A 23136-nucleotide genomic window follows, 5' to 3' on the forward strand; every position below is an offset into this window, starting at 1 on the left:
CCTGGACCTTATGTAATCGGTAGTAGTGCTTAAAAAAAAGCGACGGCGTTGCCATCGCTTTATCTCTTCAACTCAATTAGAAGTTAAAGGTCGTACTGACAAAGAATGTACGGCCAATTACATCATAAACACTTGGTACTGTATCCATGTCGTTACCATTTGGTACATTTTCTGGCTCAGTATCCAACAGGTTTTTTACACCCGCATTGAAGGTCCATTCATCACCCAGGTAGTAACTGGCTGATAGGTTGTGATAAATCACATCATCGGTTTTGAACGCTTCACCCCAGGCATTACCTTCCATGCCTTTGATGTATTGTGCATAGTACTGAGCACTTATGTTATCGGTGATATCGGCATTCACCATAAAGGTGGATTTAATTTCCGAATAGCCACCGATATTACCGTCGATTGTACCGGTATAGTCGACGCCGTCTTGTTCAAATTCAAGCAGGTATGTGGTATCCCAGGTAAAACGATAACGATCGAACGCATAAGATACGTTCCAGTCGATACCTGAGGTGTTCTGTGAACCAATGTTGGTCAGTGCAGAAGTCAGGTTCGACAGGCCGCCCTCCGGTGTGACATTAATGGTGTCACAGGAGGCCTGAACGCCGGCGAAACACTGATTCAGTTCATTTTGTACATCAACCCGTGAAATTGCATCGCTGATATCGAACTTCCAGTAATCTAAGGTGGTTGACAGACCATCGGTGATCTCCCAAACCGCACCTAGGGTGAAAGAGTCACTTTCCTCTGGCTGCAGGTTTTCATCACCAGTGTAATTTACCAGGATTTGTGGATCTGGCGCATTACCCCAGGGATCTGACAGATAGTCATAAGATCCAGAATTACCCGCATAAAGCTCAGCAACGGATGGTGCGCGGAAGCCCGTTGCTAACACCGAACGCAACATAAACGCATCGGTAAAGCGATAGGTCGCACCAAGTTTCCAGGTCGTTGCGCCACCAAAGGTCGAATAATCATCATAACGAGCCGCACCTTCAACGGTAAATGCATCACTAAGCGGTACCGAAACTTCGGCATAAGCTGAGCTTACTGAATAATTACCTGAGGTAGGGTCTTGCTGGGCTGCTGTACTTTCCCCAAGTTGGGTGATGATATCCGGTGTGTAATAGCCACTTTCGTAACGACTTTCTACACCTAAGGCATAGCCAATATCCGATTCGGTAACACCGCTGTATCCAGCTGCCAGGGTAAATTGTTCATTACCACCTTCGTTCTCTTCTACATAAGAGATACCGTCCTGCACTAATTGTGAGTTAGCAATTGGGTCTGGGCTGAACCATAAATCCTGATTGGCATAGATGCTTTTTGCCATATTGCCGGCGTGGATCGAGTTTTCTACCTGGTCTTTTGAATCGTTACGGCCATAAGTGGCTGAAAAGTCCCAGCTTGCATCATTTTCCAGATAGCCTTTAACACCTAACGAGGCACGGAATGTGTCGGTTTGCTGTTTAAAGATACGTGGTCCAGCATCGGTCATACGACGCTTGTACAACAATTCCTCAGGAATATTGCCATTTTCGTCGGCAAATTGCTCAGTCCACTTACTATCGAGTAATGAAGTATCCAGATCGATTGCTGCTGGCTGCGGCGCCATTTGCTGCTTCGAATCACGACGGGTATACATTACATCGGCATTAAACTCGGTATCAGCGTCAATTTCTCGGTTAAAACTTGAGAATAGGCTGTAGATGTCATTTGGCGTTTGGGCATAACTTTGTTGCGTATAGTCATAACCATAATCACGCTCTTTAAAACCACCTTCACCATCTGGAACCAGGCCGCCAAGTGTGCCTTCCGGGACAAATGACGATTGACCAGGGGAAACGAAATCTCGATCTGACTGGATGATTTCACCGCGGTTTGAATATTGCGCCCCTAACACCAGGTTACCACCGGCGAATTCAAAGCCAGTTAAACCACTAAAGCCAGAGCTGGTGCCATCACCTTTATCGGTTTGACTTGCTTCGACCTTCAGTTCCGCGCCTTGAAAGTCTTTCTTGGTGATAATGTTAACAACACCGGCAATCGCGTCAGAACCATAAACGGCAGATGCGCCGTCTTTTAGGATCTCGATAGATTGGATCATCGATACCGGAATGGTATTTAAATCTACAGATGAATCTGCACCTGTGCCTGAAGACACCATGCGTCGGCCATTCAATAATACCAGGGTACGTTGTGAACCCATGCCGCGAAGGTTTACGGTAGCACTACCACCGGAACCGTTATTCGAGGTTGCGCCCAGGCTCATACCTGCTGCGGTAGGCTGGACATTTAAAATTTCCTGTACTGAGGTAAAACCACTTTTCGCGATTTGCTCTGCGCCGATAATTGCGACAGGACTGGCAGTTTCCATATCGGTGCGGTTGATCCTTGAACCTGTGATTTCAATGCGTTCTACATCTTGCATCTGTTGAGCATCTTGTTGTGCCTGGGCATTAACTGCCGTAACAGAAAGCGCAGATACCGAGGAGGTACCAAAGAGAAAAGCTTTAACGATTGAATTTTTTTTGAACATATTTAACTCCTAAAATAATCGTTCAAATCATCCAAGGAACAGATTCGTAACGACTTGTGGCCATATTAGGAGGAAAATGTAATTTTAGAGAATAGTCTGTAACAGTTGCGCTAGACGTGTTGCCAGTATGTTAACTATGGATATTAACCGTCTGTTTTAACTATTAAAGTAAAACCTCGATAGAAGATTAAAACGGTGGTTGTAAAGGTAATCAAAGCGTTAGCTTTATTTATAAATGGATAAATTTGCACCAAGGTAGAATGTTTTTAACTTACTGATTTTATGAGTTTTGTTGTTTTGATGAGGATGGGTGCGCAAAGAAAAGTCGTAATTACTTACTGTTGCATTGTTGCAACAACTGATCACAGTATTTTTGTAACTTTAGGTAAAGTTCCAGGCTTGCCAATAACACCTTAACCCTGGGTTGTCCAAAACCTGCAATTTAGCTGAGCTTAAACGAAATTACTGTCTGTTGAATAAACAGAGTTGAGCCAGGGAGCAGCTCAACTCTGATTTTATAACGATTAGTAGTTATAACCGTCGTGGGTGTTTACGATGCTATAGAAAGTCGCTTGCACGTAGTCATCGGCATCACCGGTATTGTTCTGGTTGTAAACGCCAGCTTTAAAGTACATATACTGGTCGCTGCCATCGTGATAACCACTGTTGCTCATATCAACCGTCTGAACTACGTCGGCTTTGCCATCACGCATAATGGTAACGGTGAGTTGGTGACCAACCACTTTGATTGAGTAACTAAACACTTCACCTAAGGCGATACCATCACTTGGATTTGATGCCGAGCTTGAACTGCTGCCGATCATATCGTATCTCTGGTCACTACCACCATTTGGTTCGTGGGCAAGATAGATGGAACCTAAACTGTTACCCGGTAATTTTCGATAGTACAAACGCGCAGGCTCATCGTTTTTGGCGTGGATTTGACCGATAATTACCCGGCCTACCTGACTGCTGCTACCTGTCGTTGTGACGTAATCGACTTTTAATGTAGATACTAATTCGCCATCAATACCGCCAGCGGCTGACTTATCCCCAGATGAATAGGTAGAGAATACCCAGTTGTTTTTATTAATGCCTTGGGTAGAAATACTCTCGTCGCCACGACGCAGCATCTCACGCAACTCAGAACGGGTATAGCTGGTATTGGTAGAGGTTTTCGGTGCATCAATCGGCGCTTTAAATACCAATCCACCATCGGCGGCATAATAGAACCATTGTGGATGCTCATAGCCTGCTACCAGATCATTTTCACTGATAGAGTCAGATTTCCCGTCGCCATTATTGTCCACCGGAACACCTAGATACCAGTCGCTTAAATCAATGCCTGTTACAGGTGGTTGTGTTGGCGGCTCTACCGGTGGATTAGTGCCACCGTCTATATCACCCTGATCGCAACCAAGTAGTTTGGCTTCGATAATGCTGTTCCAGGTATTTGAAGAATTACCATAACCTGTGATTCGCACATAACGAGCCTGAGCATTAAATCCATCTACGGTTTCATAGCTGCTGCTAGTACCAGAAGACTGGCCACTTACTACCGCTGAATCCCAGCTACTGCCATCGACAGAGGTATCAATGTCAAAGTAGGAAACGCGAGTATTGCCTTTGAACCATACGATTTGAGCGGCATCGACGGTCGCCTCTGCACCTAAATCAAAGGTAATTTGTTTACCTGAACCATTCGATGACCAGCGTGATTCATTACTTAGGTCGCCATCGATAGTATTGGCAGGCCCATGCCCGTCATTGGTGCCATTATCACTGGCACTGACGATGGTGAGCTCTGCACTCGTCGAACACTGGCCGCCTGCTGGTGGGGTAGTGCCGCCATCGCCTGGATCGACCGGCTCTGAAGTTTCTGTCAGGCTAAAATCGTCGAAACGACCTTCACCAGATCCATATTGACCAAACAAAGTGATTTGTGTAGCGGAACCGGAATTAAAGGAAACGGTTACCGCTTCATAGCTACTTCCACCGCCGCTTGCCGAATGGCTGGTACCAGCGACGATAGCGCCTATGGTTCCGCTACCTTTGATATAAGCTTGCAGCTCATATTGGGTGTTGGCCGTTACCGCAACCGTTTGCTCAAATGCTCCGGAGCTGCCGGTAATCTTCGCGGCACGATTGCCAGTGTAGGAATCCGATGAGATAGCGGATGGATCGGTATCAGCCCAGCCATCCCAGTTGTTTTCAAACCCTGAATTTTCGATAGTTACGGCGCTTGCCTGTGCCGTAAAGCCTATAGCGCTAAGCGCCAGGCTCCCCAGTAGTAAGCTAGATAAATAGCTCTTGTTATAGTTTTTCATCATTTGACCTTTTTTATATTTATTATTTGTATTACCAAATTGTTAATTTTTGGTAACTGTATGATGGTGCACCATGTAATACCAAAGATCAAATTTTGTAATTAACCGCGTGTTTTTTGTGGTTTTCTTAGAGTTTTATCGAATTCTTGCGTATTTTATCGACGGTCAAGAAAAAGTGAGCGATCACTAAGTACTAAGTGTTTTTATTTTTGGTCAGGCCAATTTTGTTTTTTAATGAAATTTTTAATAGATTTTTGAACGACGTTTTGTGACTAATATATTTGAATCAGATTGTTGTGTTTAGTTGTGGGGGCAAAGTGCTGTTAGACGCCGGCGAATCCGGTCTTTGGTTGATTCAGAAATAGAAAGCTTCTGTCGGAGGTGGACTAACAGTATAGAGGGGAAGGGGTTGGCAAGCCAGATTACCAGCTTGCCATTTAAATCATGCTTGGATGCTTGTAGTTTCCGTGCGAGTGCAAACTAATTGTATTTATCAGGATTGTGGTGTTTACCTACCGCGTCGGCAATTTCTTTTGGCATGTATTCTTCATCATGCTTTGCCAGAACTTCGGTGGCTAACAGCGTAGTTGGTTCGATTAATTCGCCCTGAGCGACGATACCCTGACCTTCTCGGAACAGATCTGGCAAAATGCCTTCGTACTGTACGGTGATCATCGGGCCAGAATCAATCAAGTCAAAAGACACCTTCAAGGTTTCAGGATCACGTTTGACGCTGCCGACAACAACCAGGCCACCGACTCGGATATTTTGGCCGACCTCAGGTTTTAAGGTTCCATCTTCTTTGCCGTTGTGGACTTCGGATGGAGTATAAAAAACATCAACGAAGTTGCTCAAACCATAAAGAGAAAGGCCGGCTACTGTGGCCACACCAAACAATATTAGGCTGATGATGGTTAAACGTTTTTTGCGTCTTGGGTTCATACTACCTCCCCGGAATTAGCTTCTGAGCTCTGTGCCGCTTTTTTCTGTTGATAGGCTTTCAGTTGTTGTTGTCTTTGCATTCTCTGGCGAATTTTTTCAAGCTGAACTTTCGGCTGGCGAAAGCTGTTAATGGCCATTACCAAGAGGATAACAAAGCTACAGCCATAGGATAACCAGATATAAAATCCGTGTTTTCCCATCGCTAAAAATTCTGCAAAAGATTCAAATGCCATGATTATCCCTCCTTCGCTGTTGCTAATTGTTTCACCCAGGGGCGCAGGCTATTACGCGCTAACACCTGACCCAGGAATCGTTTGCAAATCATGCTTGAGGCTAAAAAAGCAAACCCGAAAAAGCATATGACAAATGGAATATACATGCTCATCGCCATTGAAGGCGCAGCAAATTTGGTGACCGTTGCCCCTTGATGCAGGGTATTCCACCACTCTACGGAATAGTGAATTATCGGTAGATTTATCACCCCAACCAGGGCTAGAACACTGACCGCTTTTGCGCCCTGACTTTTATCATCAAAAGCATTATCTAAGGCAATAACCCCTAGGTATAAAAATAACAGAATCAGTTCGCTGGTTAAGCGGGCATCCCAAATCCACCAGGTACCCCACATCGGCTTGCCCCAGGCAGCGCCTGTGATTAAGGCAATGGCGGTAAATGCGGCACCGACTGGCGCGATTGCAGCAATGGCGGCATGGGCGAGTTTCAATTGCCAGACCAGAGCACAGAAACCGGCGATAGCCATAGAGAAGTAAAGTCCCATGGATAAAATTGCCGCTGGCACGTGAATGTAGAAAATACGAACGGTTTCGCCTTGTTGATAATCGGCTGGTGAGTAGGCTAAGCCCATGAACAGGCCCACGCTAAGCAGGATAGCGGCAATGACATTAAACCAGGGAATAAGTTTCTCGGTAAACTGATATGCCACTTCTGGGTTGGCATAAGGGTGTAACCATTTCCACATGTTAGTTTGTACTCACTTTTAAAGCGGCGCCAACTGCAAAAGGCGCGGTGATTAACGAGGCAAAAAACAGGGCTGCAATTATAGCAAGGTGGCCTTGATAAGGGTAGCTCGATGCCGCCGCCTCAACTGCGGCAGTCGCTAAGATCAATACCGGAATGTACAACGGCAGGATCAACAGGCTCAATAACACCCCACCTTTTTTCAGAGAAACCGTTAAGGCAACGCCAATCGCACCCAGCAAACTGAGTATCGGGGTGCCGAGCAACAAGGTTAAAAACAACGCCATATAACCATCGGGATGCAGATTCATCATCATCGCCAGCAAAGGTGCGAGCAGAATCAAGGGCACGCTAGTGCCCAGCCAATGCGCAAATATTTTCGCCAATACTAAGATAAAGACCGGACAAGGGCTTAATAATAACTGCTCGAGTGAACCGTCTTGATAGTCATTCTTGAATAACCGCTCAAGTGATAGCAATGTCGATAATAAGGCGGCGACCCAGATAACGCCGGGGGCTATCTTCATCAGTATGTTGGGCATGGCGCCAACACCGATTGCAAATAAGGTAATGACGATAATAAAAAACAGTAGCGGGTTGAGAATATCATCGCGGTGGCGAAGCGCGATTTTCAAATCTCTTAGTAATATGGTTTTAAACGCCTGGCGATAAGATAGAGCAGGATTCATTAGGCAAATATCCTTTCCAGGGTCAGGGTGTTGTATCGTGACGGAGGTAAAGACAAGTCCTGATGAGTGGTTAAGATAACCACACCGCCTTGGTCGGCGTGCTCAAGCATACGTTGCTCGAGCCTTTTCACCCCTAACTTATCGATGGCGGTGAAAGGTTCATCGAGGATCCAGATTTTCGCGTCGGTAAGCCAAAGTCTTGCCAGTGCGATTCGACGATGTTGACCTGCGCTTAAGTGGGCCGCCAGGGTATCGGAAAATCCGAATAAATCTACCTGTTCAAGCAATTGTTCGCACTGCTCGGTGTCCTGTGAGCACAACTGCAGATTAAACTTAAGGTTTTCCATCACCGTCAGCTCAGATTTCACCCCCGGAGAATGGCCAAGATACAACAAATCCTGATGATACTCTTCGCCGCATTTGTTAATTGCCGTTTGCTGGTAATAAACCTCACCATTTTCTGGTTCCATCAATCCTGCAAGTATGCGCAATAAACTGGTTTTACCGGTACCGTTGGCGCCAGCAATTTGCCAGATATCACCGGCGTTAAATTCGATATCCAAAGCATCAAATAAAATGCGCTCTTCACGAATGCAGGTGAGGTTGTCAGCTTTTAAGACAGGTGATGATGATGTGTTCAATTGTTGTTAAGTGAAACAGGTTTATTTAAGTTTTTGCCATTCTACAAGTTTGGCAGAAAAATAAGAAGAAAAAGATGGCGGCATGGCTCATGTGTGGCGATTGCTTAGCAAGTCTTTTCCTCCTTGTCAGGTCAACTGTAGGGAGACGGTTGAAAATGAAGTTGCATGAAATGTTTACATTTATTGTGCAATTTTCTTTAACTTTAAGGCCCAGTATCTAGTTTTCGTGGGAACACTGGGTATAATACTTGCAATCATCTGCGGGGTACTGAAATGCAAATAAATGAACCCCAAGGACGCTAACATCGTTTTGCAAGTTGACCTTGCTAAATTCTGGAGTAATCAATGATCCCTGAGTTAGGACACTTTTCTCTTTTCGTGGCACTTGCCCTGGCCATTTCTTTAAGCATTATCCCGTTAATTGGTGTTAGTTTACAAAATCAGCGTTTAACCACGCTGGCCAAGCCGTTGAGTGCGGGAATGTTCGTCTTCGTTTCCATTTCCCTTATACTCCTTGGCCATAGTTTCGTCAGCGATGATTTCTCAGTAGCTTATGTCGCCTCTCACTCCAATTCGCAATTACCGTATTATTTTAAAATCAGCGCCGTCTGGGGTGGCCACGAAGGCTCACTATTACTCTGGGTTTGGGTATTAACCGCCTGGACCATCGCTGTTGCCACCTTTAGCCGCCACGTAGACCAGGCATTTGTCTCAAGGGTACTGGCTATCATGGGGATGATAACTGTAGGCTTTCTGGCGTTCACCTTATTTACCTCAAATCCATTTGACCGAATTTTACCAACGCCGCCGCTTGAAGGTCGCGACTTAAATCCATTGTTGCAGGATATCGGCCTGATTATTCATCCGCCGATGTTGTACATGGGATATGTTGGCTTTTCCGTGGCGTTTGCCTTTGCTGTGGCGGCATTAATGTGTGGCAAAATGGATGCAGCCTGGGCTCGTTGGTCGCGCCCGTGGACATTGGCTGCCTGGATATTTCTAACCTTAGGTATCATGTTAGGTAGCTGGTGGGCTTATTACGAGCTTGGCTGGGGTGGCTGGTGGTTCTGGGATCCGGTAGAAAACGCTTCATTTATGCCTTGGCTTGTCGGTACCGCCTTACTGCATTCATTAGCGGTTACCGAAAAGCGTGGCGCTTTTCGAAACTGGACGGTGTTACTGGCAATCTTTACCTTCAGCCTGAGTTTGCTCGGTACCTTCTTAGTGCGTTCTGGCGTGATTACCTCGGTTCATTCGTTTGCCGCGGATCCAACTCGCGGTTTATTTATCCTGTTACTCCTTGCGATTGCCGTGATGGCGTCATTGACGTTATTCGCGTTTCGCGCCTCGAAAGTTGGCAGTTTTTCAAGATTTAGCCTGTTTTCCCGGGAAACGGCGCTGCTCGTATGTAACGTGCTGCTTGTTATCTCGTGTTTAACGGTATTGATGGGTACCTTGTATCCACTGCTGTTTGACGCATTGGGATTAGGCAAAATCTCGGTTGGTCCTCCGTATTTCAACCTGGTATTTATTATCTGTACCACACCATTGTTTATCGCCATGGGCTTAGGGCCGCTAATTCGCTGGAAGAAGGCGAAAAAAGGGGATTTACAACGTCAGGTTAGCAAGCTCTCTCTGATCGCTTTAGTATTGGGTATTGCATTCCCATTCCTATATGGCGGTGAATTTAACCTGCTGGTTGCCTTTGGGATGACATTGGCGATTTGGGTTGCTCTGGTTGCTGGCCGTGATTTATACAATCAGATTTATTTAGGCAACGGTAATTGGCAGTTTAAACGTATTAGCCTGAGCCATTTAGGTATGGCGATAGCGCACATCGGTGTTGCTGTGTCCATCGTCGGTGTCACTATAGTGTCTAACTACGAGCAAGAGCACAATGTGCGCATGGAAGTAGGCACGACCGCTGACATTGCTGGTTATCAGTTTACCTTTGATGGCGTTAAAAACGTTGAAGGTCCAAATTACTCCGCTGAACAGGGCCAAATCCTGGTGAGTCAGGATGGCGACGTCATTGCGTTGTTGCAACCGGAGCGTCGGACTTATCGGGTGCAAACCATGGGAATGACGGAAGCTGGCATTGATCCAGGTCTGTTCCGCGATTTATATGTAGCACTTGGCGACCCACTTCCAGGAAATGCCTGGGCAGTGCGAGTGCATTACAAACCATTCGTGCGTTGGATTTGGTTAGGCGCGATTTTCATGGGTCTAGGTGGCTTATTTGCAATGGCGGATAAACGCTATCGTCAGCGCAAACAAAAAACTGTCGCGAATGTGGCTAAGGACAACCTAGTTGCAGAACAAGCGGCTACTGTGTCTTCGACTGTCAGTACTGATACCAGCGCGTCTGCAACGGCAGCCGAAGAACCACAACTGAACAATAATAAAGGATAAGAGTAATGAATAAGGTGATTCGATTTTTACCGCTGATCCTGTTTATTTTGCTGGCAATCTTGCTGTTTCGCGGCTTGTCATTGGACCCAAACGCCATGCCATCGGCGTTGGAAGGTAAAGATTTTCCAGAGTTCCAGCTAGCTCAGTTGCAAGATGACAGTAAAACCCTGACCAAAGACGATTTAGGTGAGGGTATTAAACTGGTTAATGTCTGGGCTACCTGGTGTCCGGGCTGTAAATATGAGCACCCGTTTTTATTAAAAATTGCCAACGATAAACGATTTGCATTGTATGGCGTAAATTACAAAGATGGCCGCGAAGATGCGCTGAAATGGCTGCAACAATACCAAGACCCATTTGCTTTTACCGTGTTTGATAATGATGGCAAGTTAGGTATGGATCTTGGCGTGTACGGCGCACCTGAAACCTTTGTTGTTGATCACAATAACCGTATTCGTAAACGCTTTGCCGGTATTCTCGACGAAGCCGTTTGGCAGCAACAGTTCGAACCTTTGCTATTGCAATTGCAACAGGAAATGCGCAGCGCGGCTAACGATTCCTAGGGGATGAGAATGAAGATAATAACGCGGATGTTTAAAACGCTAACCACAATGCTGATAACCCTTGGTGTAGCCACCATAGTAAATGCAGGCCCAATCGATACTTATCAGTTTCCCGATGAAGTAACCAAAAAACGATTCCAGCAATTGGTCTATGAGTTGCGTTGCCCAAAATGTCAGAATCAGAACCTTGCCGATTCGAATTCGATGATCGCCGTGGATTTGCGTAAGCAAATTTATGACATGTTGATGGATGGTCGTTCGGACATGGAAATTGTGAATTTTATGGTGGAGCGCTACGGCGACTATGTCCTGTACAAGCCCAAAGTGACGGCTGCAACGTATCTATTATGGTATGGACCAATCGTTTTTATCATCATCGGCGGCATTATTATTGCGGTTTTTGTTCGTAAATCGAGCACCAAAGCACAACCTTTAAGTGCCGAGCAAAAGCAACAGCTCGAAGATATCTTAAAAGACTAATCGTTGGTAATTTCAGGAAAACAAGAAGTTTTATGACCACATTCATCATCATCTCTTTAGTTCTACTGGCGCTTGCTATGGTGTTTATCTGGCGCCATTTCCTGCGCAGTTCGTTAAAAGACCGTGTGCAAAATTACCGCGGCCAGACCAACAAAGATTTATATCACGAGCATCTGGCGGAAATTCAACTGGACCTGGACAAAGGGCGAATTGATCTGGAAAGTTTCGATTATCTGAAATCCGAATTGGACCGCAGCTTGTTGGCAGACATGCAGGCGACTGAGAAAGAACAGCAAAGTCGTGATAAGCAGACGTCAAAATTATGGCCGGTATTGATCAGTGTCTTTGTGATTGGCTTTTCTGGCCTGGGGTATTATCAATTTGGTGCCTGGCCTCAGGCGATGAACCCGGTTGCGGTCGCCGAGCACGGTGCTGGCTCACAGGCTGACGTGATCATTAATCGATTAAAAGCTTTGCATGAGGAAGTTAAAGCCAACCCGGAAAATACCGATGCCTGGTTCCAGTTAGGTCAAATTCTCACCACGGTTGGCCAGTATGAAAGTGCTTTTATCGCTTACCAGAAAGTGATTGATGTGGAAGGGGAACAGGCGGATATTTTAGCCCTGCAGGCGCAAGTCAAATACTATCAGAACAATCAACAGCGTAATCCTGAAATCAATGCCTTAATTGATAAAGCCAAAGCTTTGGATCCTGAAGATGCATCAACGTTGATGTTTATCGGTATGGACCATTATGTGAATGGTCGATTTAAGCAAGCAGCCGTTAACTGGCAGAAAATTATTGATTCAGGCCGGGCCGGTGTTAACACCGATGCGTTACAAGAAGCGATTGATGAAGCGTTAGCGGCCGCCGAAACGGCGCCAACGGATTCTGCTGTGGCGGGTAATTCGGGTTCGGCTGCCGGTGATGCTAGCGGTGTTGCTGATGGACCATCATTTACCCTCGATGTATCAATGAGCGATGACATCATTAATGCGATGGCTGATAAAGATGACAAAAACATTTTTGTCTACGCGGTGAATAGCCAGGGACCACGCATTCCATTGGCGGCGGTGAAAATCAAAGCCAGCGACTTACCCATGACCCTGATATTGGATGATAGCAAAGCAATGAACCCGCAAATGCAATTAAGCAGTGCAGAGCAAGTGACAATTTATGCGGTATTGTCGATGCAGGGAACGCCGGGCATGAACCCTGGCGATTTTAAAGGGGAAATCGCCAACATCAATGTCGAAGGTCAACAACAAATGAACCTGATCATTGATAGCGTCGTAAAATAGCAGGATACAGAGTAGGGCGTTTATCAAAGGATAATGGGTTATATAATCCTGGCGCTTTGCTCCGATTTTTACAGAATCTAGATAAGAGAGACATTATGTTAAAACAAGGACTTATTCTGCCGTTGACCGCAACTCTGGCAATGTTTTCAAGCTCTATCGCTTTCGCGAAAGATGATTCGCAACAGAGCGCAGCGACAGAAGTTGAACAGCAGGCGTGCCCTGCTATTTTGCAGCACACAGTGCGTAAACTGCACTCCAGCGAGCAGGTCGACCTGTGTAAAGCATATCAGGGTAAGACACTGTTAATCGTCAATACCGCCAGTAACTGTGGCTACACGCCGCAATTTAAGGCGTTGGAAGCATTATATCAGGACTACAAAGACGAAGGCCTGGTGATTTTAGGATTCCCTTCTGATAACTTCTTTCAGGAAGAGGATGAAGAAAAAGATACTGCGGAAGTCTGCTACGTTAATTACGGTGTGACCTTCCCTATGTTCGCCACTACTGTTGTTCGCGGTGATGATGCCCATCCAATCTTTAAAGAGTTGGAAGAGAAAACGGCAGCACCTTACTGGAACTTTTATAAGTACTTAGTGAGCAATGATGGCCAAAACGTGCAACGTTTTTCATCAAAAGTTGAGCCTCAGTCTGAAGAGTTGGTTGCGGCTATTCAACAAGAGCTTTAATACAAGAGCTCGAGTACAAGAGCTCTAACAAAAACTTTAACCTCAGCTACTTTAGGAATAATAAGAGTAAGTTATGTCGCGTTTTGTATCAGCGGGGAAAAAATTGCATGACGTTCAGGTAGACACTGGCGTTTTGCTTACCAACCTTGGGACACCCGATGCGCCCACTAAAGGCGCGTTAAGAACATACTTACGCGAATTCCTGTCAGATCCCCGAGTTGTGGAAATTCCGCGGCTCGTATGGATGATCATTCTACACGGGATTATTCTGCGTATTCGTCCGGCGAAATCGGCAAAGTTATACGAAAGCATCTGGACCGAAGAAGGATCGCCGTTATTGGTCCACTCTCTGGCTCAGAAAGCTAAAGTCACTGAGAAAATCAAACAAGCCTATGGCGATAACGTGGTTGTCGATATTGCTATGCGTTACGGTAATCCGGGTATCGTCCCGGCGCTGAAAAAATTTCAGCAACTTGGGGTCAAACGCATTATCGTCTTGCCACTCTATCCCCAATATGCAGGGCCAACTACCGGCTCGACCTTCGACAAGGTTGTCGCTGAGGTTAAGCAGTGGCGCTACGTGCCTTCCTTACACTTTTTAAGCTCGTATCACGATAACCCGGATTACATTGATGCGCTGGCAAACAGTATTAGCGAAAATTTCGCCGCTAATGGTACCCCAGACAAACTGATTATGTCGTTCCATGGCATGCCGCGCCTGTTTTTAGAACGTGGCGATCCCTATTACTGTTTCTGCCATAAAACCGCTCGGTTGGTAGCTGAAAAGCTCGGCCTTGTAAAAGAGCAGTATGAAATGACCTTCCAGTCGCGTTTTGGTAAAGCCGAGTGGCTCAAACCATATACTGACGATGTTCTGGCAGAATTGCCGGGCAAAGGCGTAAAAGATGTGGCGGTGATAAGCCCTGCTTTTAGCGTCGATTGTCTGGAAACGTTGGAAGAATTAGAAGTGGAAAGTCGCGAAGTATTCATGGAGGCAGGTGGTGACAAGTTCCGGTATATCGCCGCACTCAATGACCGTGATGATCACATCAATGCCTTGATGGGGATGTTAACCCCTTACCTCAAGTAACCCTGGTGGCAGACAGTGGAAGTCAAATGGTTAACCGATAAACAATGGCGACGCTTCCACAAGATAATATTGTCGATAACATTCATCCAGCTGTTGCTTTGGGGAATATCTGGCTTATATATGGTGTTGATGGATATTGACTATATCCGTGGAACGCCATTCAAAGCGGCAAAATCTGAGCTAACCCCTGAGGCCGTTACGGTTTCAGTCAAAGACATTTATCTAAGATTTCCTAAGACTTCGAATCTACGCTTATCCTCACTTGCCAATACGCCTGTGTACCATGTCAGCACTTGTGTTAATTCTTGTGTCAGCAATTACATCAGTAATGGCGCCAGTGATAACGAACGCACTTATCTGATAAATGCCTCAAGTGGCGAGTTGATTAATGGGATTGATGAGGCATTAGCACGTGAGATAGCGGCGACTGGTTACCAATCTGATGGTCCGAAACCTGAAATCTTATCTGCAACCTTGTTTGTTGAATCGGCGCCAAGTGATTTTCCTGCGCGTCTGCTACCTGCCTGGCAAATACAGTTTGGCGATAACGCCAATACCCGATTCTATATCGACGCTAGCACCGGAGATATCCGTTCGGTTCGCCATCAATACTGGCGTCTATTCGATTTGATGTGGCAACTGCATATCATGGATTATGATGATGGCGCAGATGTTGATAACCCTATGCTTACCCTTTTCATTTTATCTACCTTAGCGGCGCTTTTATCTGGAGTAATGCTATTGTTTGGGCATATCCAGCGCTCGAGAAGAAAGCATCGCCGAAAGGAACATGGTGATCCGGAACAGTCGAATCATGTGTCACTGACAGTTGCTGAGCAAGGCAAAGGGAGAAACTGATGAGTTATCTGTCTTCCTCGCTTAAACGACAAACCCGTAATGCTCATCGGCTATTAGCGAGCATTATTATCTTAGCTTTGCTGCTGTGGTTAGTAAGTGCCGGGTATTTTAACCTCATTGAGCCACTACCAGACGTTGACTATCCAAAAGTGGAAACCTCTGGACAATCGTTAGCTACAAACAATGCCGTGCAAGATATGGATAGCGAAAGGTTTAAGCTTTTAATGGCTAATAATCCAGGGGTTATTGAAATTGAATTTCACCCTTTCCCAGAAAAGGTTTCAATTGAACCCCTGTTACGCCTTAATAGCGCTGATGCGAGCTGGCTTGCAAGTGCTAATACCTTGCAGCCGATAGCAGTGGATGAAAGTCTGGCAACATCGATACTAACCGCCAAATATGATTTGGCTGAAGATACACTTTCTCCAACCTATATCGCTGCAACCGAAGATTTGCCGGAATATCAAGGTAAGCTTTGGCAGCTGGCATTAGGTGATGAAGTCGATTCAAGATTTTATGTGGATGAGAAAAGTGGACGCTTGTTTGGACCGTTCAATGATTATACCCGCACCAAGGCGCTGTTTTTGCGTATCCATTTTAGCGATTATGTCGGAGCTATCGGTTTTAACCACTGGTGGAATATCCTGTTAGCCTTGGTGTATCTGCTCCTTTCATTCACTGGTGTTTATTACCTCTTGACGTTATTTCGACAAAAAATTGCCAGACGCAGAGGCTGATAAACTGCATGGTTAGGTCGGGAAATTGATTGATTTGTCGACACTAACTTCGAATCTTGGATTGAAAATTTCTTACATAACCTGTATATTTCGCCGCGACTTTTAGGGCTTTATTAGACCTTTATCAAGCTCTCAGGGCTTTAGGCGTTAAGCCTTCAATACCCGTGGTGTGCTGCCACATATGCCAACGCCGCCGCGTGGTTGGTATAGCTACTATATTTATTATCTATTAATGCTTTGGCCATAAAGGCCGGGGCTCTGGTTGTTTTTGTCTGATGTTTTGTCCGGCAAGATGAGTTTATTATGTTTGAATTACACGCAAGTAAAGTGACCAGCCTGAAGAATGACGTTCTGTCGGGTCTGACGGTTGCTCTGGCATTGGTACCGGAAGCGGTCGCCTTTGCATTCGTTGCTGGTGTTGAACCTTTAGTAGGTTTATATGCCGCATTTATGGTTGGTTTGATCACAGCTGCTTTTGGTGGCCGCCCAGGTATGATTTCTGGTGCGACTGGCGCGATGGCGGTTGTCATGGTTTCCCTGGTTGCTTTGCACGGTGTACAGTACCTGTTTGCGACTGTGGTATTGACCGGTATTTTGCAAATCCTTGCCGGTATATTTAAGCTCGGTAAGTTCATTCGCTTAGTGCCGCATCCCGTTATGTTGGGCTTCGTTAACGGTCTGGCTATCGTCATATTCCTGGCTCAGCTTGGACAATTCAAAGTATTCGACGAAAGTGGCGAATTGCAATGGATGAGCGGCGACGCCATGTACACCATGCTTGGTCTGGTAGCTTTAACCATGGCTATTATTCACTTCCTGCCAAAACTTACTCGTGCTGTACCATCATCGCTAGTTGCGATTGTGGTGATCACCTTGATTGTTTTAGGCCTGGATTTAGACGCGCGCACCGTTGTTGATTACGTTCGTGATATGACCAACGACCCGAACGCAACCATTGCCGGTTCATTGCCAAGCTTTGCTATCCCAGAAGTACCATTTACCTGGGAAACCTTAAAAATCATCTTCCCATTTGCACTTGTACTTGCAGCAATCGGTTTGATTGAATCTTTATTAACTCTGACATTGATTGATGAGTTAACTGAGACCCGTGGTCAGGGTAACCGTGAGTGTGTTGCCCAAGGTGCTGCGAATACCGTTAATGGTTTCTTCGGTGGTATGGGTGGCTGTGCGATGATTGGCCAGTCAATGATAAACGTTAACTCCGGTGGTCGTGGTCGTATGTCGGGTATCACCGCAGCCCTTGCGCTATTAGGCTTTATTTTATTCGCGTCCGGCCTGATTGAAATGATCCCTCTAGCCGCTCTGGTCGGGGTTATGTTTATTGTTGTTATCGGTACGTTTGAATGGTCATCATTCCGTATCATTGGCAAGATCCCTAAGACCGATGCCTTTGTTCTGGTATTAGTTTCCGGGGTTACGGTAATTTCCGATTTGGCAGTAGCTGTGGTGGTGGGTGTTATCGTATCGGCTCTGGTATTTGCCTGGGAGCACGCCAAGCACGTTGTGGTTAATCGCTCTACCGATGAAAACGGTTGGACCGTATATGAAGTGAATGGCCCGTTATTCTTTGGTGCGATTTCTTCATTCCTTGACCAGTTTGATATCAGCAATGATTCACAAGACGTTATTGTTGAATTTAAAAATTCACGCGTAGCTGACCACTCAGCCATTGAAGCTATCGATACATTAGCTGAGCGTTATATTGCTAAAGGTAAAACCTTACACCTTCGTCACTTAAGCCCTGAATGTAAGCTATTGCTTAAAAAAGCTGGCGACCTGGTTGAAGTGAATTATATTGAAGATCCAAATTATCATGTAGCAACCGATAAGCTTGCTTAATCGTTAATTTTGATTTAGTAAAAAGCCGCACACGTGCGGTTTTTTTGTGGGTGTCTATCAAGACACCCATGGTTATTTATCAAGACACCCATGGTTATTTATCAAGACACCCATGGTTATTTATCAAGACACCCATGGTTATTTATCAAGACACCCATGGTTATTTATCAAGGCACCCATGGTTATTTATCAAGACACCCATGGTTATTTATCAAGACACCCATGGTTATTTATCAAGACACCCATGGTTATTTATCAAGACACCCATGGTTATTTATCAAGACACCCATGGTTATTTATCAAGACACCCATAGTTATTTATCAAGACACCCATTGGTTATTTATCAAGACACCCATGGTTAATTATCAAGACACCCATAGTTATTTATCAAGACACCCGTGGTTGTGGTTATCGAGGTGTTCTATAAGAGACTAACGCTTGGGGTCGTCTCCCGAATCGATTCCATGTTATAGTTAAAAAATTGCTCACTAATTAAACTGACGATTTGAAATGAAAGATTTGCAGCTGGAATTTTTTGATATTCCAAGCCCCTGTCGCGGGGTTTGTAAATCGGATAATCGTGGTTATTGTCAAGGGTGTTTTCGTACCCGGGATGAGCGTTTCGGTTGGTTAAATTTCAGCGCCGCGGAAAAACAACGGGTGATTAAGTTGTGCCAGCAGCGAGAGAAACGAAGAAATCAGCCGAAAAAAATCGAAAATGAATCCGCTACACCTGCGCCTGTGCAACCCTCATTGTTAGATACGCCAAAGAATGATCTGTTGGATAAAGATCTTAGCGCCAGTGATTTCGACGACTTTGAACTCTAATTAAACAAATTCGGGTAAATTCGAGTAAATATTAGACGGTTAAACAAAATTGCGAAAAAAGGGGTTGCTAAGCCCCAAAACACCCTTTATTATACGGCCTCATTCAGCAACACAGCGTTGCTAGGGGATTGCCCTATAAACATATTGCCCAGATAGCTCAGTTGGGTGAGACAAGCGTTTTATATGAATCACTGATTCATGCGCCGTCGAACGAAACGGATTTATTCGTTTCCGGAATGAGCAGGGGATTGCCCTTAAACATAATTTGCCCAGATAGCTCAGTCGGTAGAGCAGGGGATTGAAAATCCCCGTGTCGGTGGTTCGATTCCGCCTCTGGGCACCATCATTTAGAAAAACCAGCCTTATGGCTGGTTTTTTGCTTTCTGGGCCCTTCGGCGGAGCCGCCTCTCGGCAACTGCTCCCGGCGTTGCTCTACCTCCTACACCCATGTAGTCGTGGGTACCATATTCTACCAAAACCCAGCATTACGCTGGGTTTTGTCGTTTTAGGACGGCGTAATCGAACAAGTTCGATTAATGAAATACATCCGTGTATTTCACCCAAGGGCAGCAAAGCTGTTTCTAATTTGTTCCAGACAAATTAGTCCGTCAGGGCACCATCATTTAGAAAAACCAGCCTTTTGGCTAGTTTTTTGCTTTCTGGCCTAGCCTTTTCTGTATGCTAGCTCTCAGCCTAAAACAAATTATCCAGGCTAGTGAGGACTCCCGCGGCATTATCCATTAATGCCTGTTGGCGCTCTTCCTCGGTAAGGATATTCACGAATGGGGTTTTGCGGCGCAATCGACGCATTTTCGGTGTGTCTTCCAGTATGGCTTTGCGAAAATCTTTAGCATCATCAATGATATCGAGAATGCTATCCCAAGTGATGTATTCGCCATACCCCATTCGACCAACGTCGCGGCGTTGCTCAAGGGTTTCTCTCACCTGAGGTACCAGCTCTGGATGGTGTAGCATCTTATCGGCAATGGCGGCGTGAATGGCCAGTACCTGACGGTCAATATACTCGTCTTTTATGCCGGTTTTCTTAACCTGGTAAGGTCGATTTTTTCTGTTTGAACTTCGCATTACCTTTAGGACCTAATGAAAATCCCTGGATTGGGTATTTAGCCTTGCCAGCTCATCGCTGCGATCAATTAACTTACCGGCAATAACATGGATAACTTCACCTTCACGCTCCAATATGCCTTTTACTTCGAGCACTCGTGAAGACAAAAATGCCTGCTTTTGGGCTCTGGCGGTACCGGCCCAGACTACCACATTAATATTGCCGGTATCATCTTCCAGAGTCATGAAGGTTACCCCAGATGCGGTGCCGGGCGACTGGCGTCCGGTGACAACACCAACAACTGTAACCATACTTTTATGGGACTTAGCCATTAACTCTTTCATACGGGTAAAACCGGATAAACGACCAGCTTGTTCCAATAAACGGATAGGGTGCTTGTTAAGTGTCAGGCCGGTTGCCGCATAATCTTCATTGAGGGTGTCGACATCATTTGGCGAAAACTCATGAGGCTCATTTATCCTTGCTTCCTTAAATAAAGGTAACTCACTTTCATTGTTCATTAATGCCCAGCGGCTTTGATAGCGATTACCGGTTATCGCCTGAAGGGCATTGGCACTGGCGAGGTTTTGCAGGTCTTTGCTATTGATGTTTAGCTGGCGTAATTGGTTTAAGCGTTGATAGCCCTCAGTCGGCCTATGCTTGATGATAGTTTTCCCGGCTTTCTCAGAGAGACCTTTGATAATACGAAGCCCTAAACGAATGGCATGCTGTTGATTAACACGCACCACACTATGGTCATACTCAGACTCATTGACACAAACCGCTAGTACCTGAATATTATGACGCCTTGCATCCTGAACCAGTTGTGAAGCGCTATAAAACCCCATAGGCAGACTATTTAATACACTGGTGTAAAACATTGCCGGGTAGTAATACTTTAACCAGGCGGATACATAGGCGAGCACGGCAAAGGAAGCCGAATGACTTTCCGGAAAACCATATTCCCCAAAGCCGCAGATTTGCTCAAATAAGCGTTCGGCAAACTCGGTTGGGTAGCCTCGTTGTTGCATACCGCTGATAAGTTTGGTTTTGAATCTGGCTAACTGGCCATTTTTTTTCCAGCTGGCCATGGCTCTTCGTAATTGATCGGCCTCGCCACCACTAAAGCCGGCGGCAACCATCGCCAGTTTAATCACTTGTTCCTGAAATATCGGCACCCCAAGGGTTCGCGCCAGGACTTCTTTGACTTCTTCTGAGGGGTAATCAATAGCTTCGATACCATTTCGACGTTTTAAAAACGGATGCACCATATCGCCCTGAATTGGTCCTGGCCTGACGATCGCAATCTGAATAACCAGATCGTAATAGCTGGCAGGTTTTAATCTCGGTAACATGCTCATTTGCGCCCGGGATTCGATTTGAAAAACACCGACAGTATCGGCCTGTTGAATCATCGAATAGACGTTTTGGTCATCCTGCATCCGGGTGATATCAGCGATGGTTAGTGACCGTTTTTCTAGTTGCTCTACCAAAGCGAAACACTTTCTTATGGCGCTTAGCATGCCCAGCGCCAACACATCGACTTTGAGTAACCCTAACGACTCGAGGTCGTCTTTATCCCATTGGATCACAGTACGATCTTCCATCGCTGCATTTTCCACGGCAACCAATTCATACAATGGGCCTGCGGATATGACAAAACCGCCGACATGTTGAGATAAATGCCTTGGAAAGCCCATCAGCTCGTTAACCAGGTTAATAAAATGCTGGCCTTGATCCGAGTCTGGTTGTAACCCTAATTCGATAATCTGTCCCTGCCAGCCCAGGCTCTTATCGCGGCGATTAATGTTTTTTATAAAGAATTCCAGCTGCGGCAGGGCAATGCCTAAGGCCTTACCGACTTCGCGGATAGCACTCTTTAAGCGATAAGTAATCACGGTTGCGGCAATGGCGGTGCGCTTACGACCATATTTTTGATAAATGTATTGAATCACTTCTTCGCGGCGTTGGTGTTCAAAGTCGACATCAATATCCGGTGGCTCATTACGCTCCTTAGAAATAAAGCGCTCGAATAATACCGAGATTTGCCTGGGGTCAACGGAGGTAATTTCCAGGCAATAACAGACGATAGAATTGGCCGCAGAGCCGCGGCCCTGATAAAGGATTTTCTGTTGTTGTGCAAAAACAACAATGTCGTGAATGGTAATGAAATAAAACGGGTAATTAAGCTCTTCAATCAGGGTTAGCTCTTTGTCGATGACTTTTTGAATAGCCGATGGGACACCTTCAGGAAAGCGACGCTGACTGCCTTCTTTAACCAGCTGGCGCAAGTACGTCATTGCCGACAAACCTTCCGGTACCAGCTCTGCCGGATATTCATAGCGCAACTCCTGCAAATTAAAATTGCATAATTCACTAATGCGCTGGGTTTCCTGCAACCAGGGCAGTGGAAATAAACGTTTGAGTTTTTCCAGGCTGCGTAATGCTCGTTCAGCATTGGGGAGTAAATCTTTACCAAGTTTTTGAATTGGTGTGCCATTACGAATCGATGTTAATGTGTGTTGTACCGCCAGGCGATTAGCATTATGCATAAGTACGCCGCCGCATACAGTAATCGGTAATTCAAAATGCTCCGACAATTGCTGGCAATGCTGCCTGGCTTTTTCATCATCGGCACTTAAATGGCGTTGGTAACCTATCCACAGGCGTTGATAGTGATATTTACAAAGCCATTCCGCCCAGCTGGTGTCGGTTTTCTCGCCGGATGGTAGCCAAATTACCAAGCAGTGTTTGATCGACATCAGATCCCATTCGGCCAATTGATATTCACCTTTACCGCTTCGCCTTCTGGCATTGGAAATTATCCGGCATAACTCCCCATAAGCCTTCCGGTTTGGGCATAGTAAAATTACCTGAAGCTGTTGCTCTAAGTGGAACATACTGCCAATGATCAGGCGCACCCCTAACTGGTGGTCCTTTATGGCGGTATGGGCACGGACAACACCCGCCACCGAACATTCATCGGTAATAGCCAGAGCCTGATACCCTAAAAATTCCGCCTGATGAATGAGCTCTTCCGGGTGGGATGCCCCTTGCAGAAAAGAAAAATTACTTTGACAAAATAACTCGGCGTAACTCATGTTATTTTACTCATGTTATAGCCCCGGT

At 45.7% G+C, this 23136-nt stretch carries 20 protein-coding genes and 1 tRNA gene; 12 read left to right on the plus strand and 9 right to left on the minus strand.

Annotation, left to right across the window (positions count from 1 at the left end; genetic code table 11):
* Positions 1–76: 76 nt before the first annotated feature.
* From FNC98_RS03890 to ccmA, 7 genes are all read right to left on the minus strand, one after another.
* Entirely contained in the window at positions 77–2548 is a 2472-nt protein-coding gene (locus FNC98_RS03890; protein WP_143580031.1) for a TonB-dependent receptor plug domain-containing protein, read from the minus strand.
* Between the two features lie 524 nt (positions 2549–3072).
* A complete protein-coding gene (locus FNC98_RS03895) occupies positions 3073–4878 on the minus strand; it encodes a polysaccharide lyase family 7 protein (protein ID WP_260680457.1) in 1806 nt (601 codons plus the stop codon).
* A gap of 477 nt (positions 4879–5355) precedes the next feature.
* Positions 5356–5817 carry a cytochrome c maturation protein CcmE gene (gene ccmE / locus FNC98_RS03900; RefSeq protein ID WP_143580032.1) on the minus strand — a complete coding sequence of 154 codons (462 nt, stop codon included), beginning with the start codon at positions 5815–5817 and terminating at the stop codon, positions 5356–5358.
* Positions 5814–6050, minus strand: coding sequence for a heme exporter protein CcmD (ccmD, locus tag FNC98_RS03905; protein WP_143580033.1), 237 nt, complete (start codon positions 6048–6050; stop codon positions 5814–5816). The genes ccmE and ccmD overlap by 4 nt, the downstream gene beginning before the upstream one ends.
* 2 nt (positions 6051–6052) lie before the next feature.
* Positions 6053–6796 (minus strand): heme ABC transporter permease, encoded by a 744-nt coding sequence (locus FNC98_RS03910; RefSeq protein WP_143580034.1) that lies wholly within the window; start codon positions 6794–6796, stop codon positions 6053–6055.
* A 1-nt stretch (position 6797) separates the two neighbouring features.
* Positions 6798–7484 carry a heme exporter protein CcmB gene (gene ccmB, locus FNC98_RS03915; RefSeq protein ID WP_143580035.1) on the minus strand — a complete coding sequence of 229 codons (687 nt, stop codon included), beginning with the start codon at positions 7482–7484 and terminating at the stop codon, positions 6798–6800.
* Positions 7484–8125, minus strand: coding sequence for a cytochrome c biogenesis heme-transporting ATPase CcmA (gene ccmA / locus FNC98_RS03920; protein WP_143580036.1), 642 nt, complete (start codon positions 8123–8125; stop codon positions 7484–7486). Before ccmA ends, ccmB begins: the two co-directional genes overlap by 1 nt.
* Positions 8126–8470: 345 nt before the next feature.
* Between ccmA and FNC98_RS03925 the strand changes: the two genes are divergently transcribed.
* From FNC98_RS03925 to FNC98_RS03980, 12 genes are all read left to right on the plus strand, one after another.
* Positions 8471–10537 carry a heme lyase CcmF/NrfE family subunit gene (locus FNC98_RS03925; protein ID WP_143580037.1) on the plus strand — a complete coding sequence of 689 codons (2067 nt, stop codon included), beginning with the start codon at positions 8471–8473 and terminating at the stop codon, positions 10535–10537.
* A gap of 5 nt (positions 10538–10542) precedes the next feature.
* Positions 10543–11100, plus strand: coding sequence for a DsbE family thiol:disulfide interchange protein (locus FNC98_RS03930; RefSeq protein WP_143580038.1), 558 nt, complete (start codon positions 10543–10545; stop codon positions 11098–11100).
* Between the two features lie 9 nt (positions 11101–11109).
* Positions 11110–11580, plus strand: coding sequence for a cytochrome c-type biogenesis protein (locus FNC98_RS03935; RefSeq protein ID WP_260680458.1), 471 nt, complete (start codon positions 11110–11112; stop codon positions 11578–11580).
* Between the two features lie 32 nt (positions 11581–11612).
* A complete protein-coding gene (ccmI, locus tag FNC98_RS03940) occupies positions 11613–12881 on the plus strand; it encodes a c-type cytochrome biogenesis protein CcmI (protein WP_143580039.1) in 1269 nt (422 codons plus the stop codon).
* Positions 12882–12976: 95 nt separating this feature from the next.
* Entirely contained in the window at positions 12977–13567 is a 591-nt protein-coding gene (locus tag FNC98_RS03945) for a glutathione peroxidase (RefSeq protein ID WP_143580040.1), read from the plus strand.
* 73 nt (positions 13568–13640) lie between these two features.
* Positions 13641–14657: a ferrochelatase gene (gene hemH, locus FNC98_RS03950; protein ID WP_143580041.1), complete on the plus strand. Its 1017-nt coding sequence runs from the start codon at positions 13641–13643 to the stop codon at positions 14655–14657.
* Between the two features lie 15 nt (positions 14658–14672).
* Entirely contained in the window at positions 14673–15515 is an 843-nt protein-coding gene (locus FNC98_RS03955; protein WP_143580042.1) for a hypothetical protein, read from the plus strand.
* A complete protein-coding gene (locus FNC98_RS03960) occupies positions 15515–16252 on the plus strand; it encodes a hypothetical protein (RefSeq protein WP_143580043.1) in 738 nt (245 codons plus the stop codon). Before FNC98_RS03955 ends, FNC98_RS03960 begins: the two co-directional genes overlap by 1 nt.
* Before the next feature lie 303 nt (positions 16253–16555).
* Positions 16556–18112, plus strand: coding sequence for a SulP family inorganic anion transporter (locus FNC98_RS03965; RefSeq protein WP_143580044.1), 1557 nt, complete (start codon positions 16556–16558; stop codon positions 18110–18112).
* Between the two features lie 90 nt (positions 18113–18202).
* Positions 18203–18475 (plus strand): hypothetical protein, encoded by a 273-nt coding sequence (locus FNC98_RS03970; protein WP_143580045.1) that lies wholly within the window; start codon positions 18203–18205, stop codon positions 18473–18475.
* 148 nt (positions 18476–18623) lie between these two features.
* Positions 18624–18941: a DUF1289 domain-containing protein gene (locus FNC98_RS03975; RefSeq protein ID WP_143580046.1), complete on the plus strand. Its 318-nt coding sequence runs from the start codon at positions 18624–18626 to the stop codon at positions 18939–18941.
* Between the two features lie 267 nt (positions 18942–19208).
* Positions 19209–19284, plus strand: a tRNA-Phe gene (locus tag FNC98_RS03980).
* Positions 19285–19634: 350 nt separating this feature from the next.
* On the opposite strand, the gene FNC98_RS03985 is transcribed toward FNC98_RS03980, so the two are convergent.
* Both FNC98_RS03985 and FNC98_RS03990 read right to left on the minus strand, forming a co-directional pair.
* Positions 19635–20027 (minus strand): hypothetical protein, encoded by a 393-nt coding sequence (locus FNC98_RS03985; protein WP_260680459.1) that lies wholly within the window; start codon positions 20025–20027, stop codon positions 19635–19637.
* Between the two features lie 12 nt (positions 20028–20039).
* The gene (locus tag FNC98_RS03990) at positions 20040–23108 is read right to left on the minus strand and encodes an error-prone DNA polymerase (protein WP_143580047.1); all 3069 of its coding nucleotides are present in this window, start codon (positions 23106–23108) and stop codon (positions 20040–20042) included.
* Positions 23109–23136: the final 28 nt, after the last annotated feature.

Origin of the sequence: Thalassotalea sp. PS06 (assembly GCF_007197775.1) — a bacterium.
In the GTDB taxonomy this organism is placed as follows: Bacteria; Pseudomonadota; Gammaproteobacteria; order Enterobacterales; family Alteromonadaceae; genus Thalassotalea_A.

Coding starts and splice junctions, on each gene's coding strand:
- FNC98_RS03985 (WP_260680459.1), bottom strand. CDS start 20,027: ATGCGAAGTTCAAACAGAAAAAATCGACCTTACCAGGTTAAGAAAACC.
- FNC98_RS03895 (WP_260680457.1), bottom strand. CDS start 4,878: ATGATGAAAAACTATAACAAGAGCTATTTATCTAGCTTACTACTGGGG.
- FNC98_RS03975 (WP_143580046.1), top strand. CDS start 18,624: ATGAAAGATTTGCAGCTGGAATTTTTTGATATTCCAAGCCCCTGTCGC.
- FNC98_RS03930 (WP_143580038.1), top strand. CDS start 10,543: ATGAATAAGGTGATTCGATTTTTACCGCTGATCCTGTTTATTTTGCTG.
- FNC98_RS03910 (WP_143580034.1), bottom strand. CDS start 6,796: ATGTGGAAATGGTTACACCCTTATGCCAACCCAGAAGTGGCATATCAG.
- ccmD (WP_143580033.1), bottom strand. CDS start 6,050: ATGGCATTTGAATCTTTTGCAGAATTTTTAGCGATGGGAAAACACGGA.
- FNC98_RS03965 (WP_143580044.1), top strand. CDS start 16,556: ATGTTTGAATTACACGCAAGTAAAGTGACCAGCCTGAAGAATGACGTT.
- FNC98_RS03925 (WP_143580037.1), top strand. CDS start 8,471: ATGATCCCTGAGTTAGGACACTTTTCTCTTTTCGTGGCACTTGCCCTG.
- hemH (WP_143580041.1), top strand. CDS start 13,641: ATGTCGCGTTTTGTATCAGCGGGGAAAAAATTGCATGACGTTCAGGTA.
- FNC98_RS03960 (WP_143580043.1), top strand. CDS start 15,515: ATGAGTTATCTGTCTTCCTCGCTTAAACGACAAACCCGTAATGCTCAT.
- ccmI (WP_143580039.1), top strand. CDS start 11,613: ATGACCACATTCATCATCATCTCTTTAGTTCTACTGGCGCTTGCTATG.
- ccmB (WP_143580035.1), bottom strand. CDS start 7,484: ATGAATCCTGCTCTATCTTATCGCCAGGCGTTTAAAACCATATTACTA.
- ccmE (WP_143580032.1), bottom strand. CDS start 5,817: ATGAACCCAAGACGCAAAAAACGTTTAACCATCATCAGCCTAATATTG.
- FNC98_RS03970 (WP_143580045.1), top strand. CDS start 18,203: ATGGTTATTTATCAAGACACCCATGGTTATTTATCAAGACACCCATGG.
- FNC98_RS03890 (WP_143580031.1), bottom strand. CDS start 2,548: ATGTTCAAAAAAAATTCAATCGTTAAAGCTTTTCTCTTTGGTACCTCC.
- FNC98_RS03990 (WP_143580047.1), bottom strand. CDS start 23,108: ATGAGTTACGCCGAGTTATTTTGTCAAAGTAATTTTTCTTTTCTGCAA.
- FNC98_RS03945 (WP_143580040.1), top strand. CDS start 12,977: ATGTTAAAACAAGGACTTATTCTGCCGTTGACCGCAACTCTGGCAATG.
- FNC98_RS03935 (WP_260680458.1), top strand. CDS start 11,110: ATGAAGATAATAACGCGGATGTTTAAAACGCTAACCACAATGCTGATA.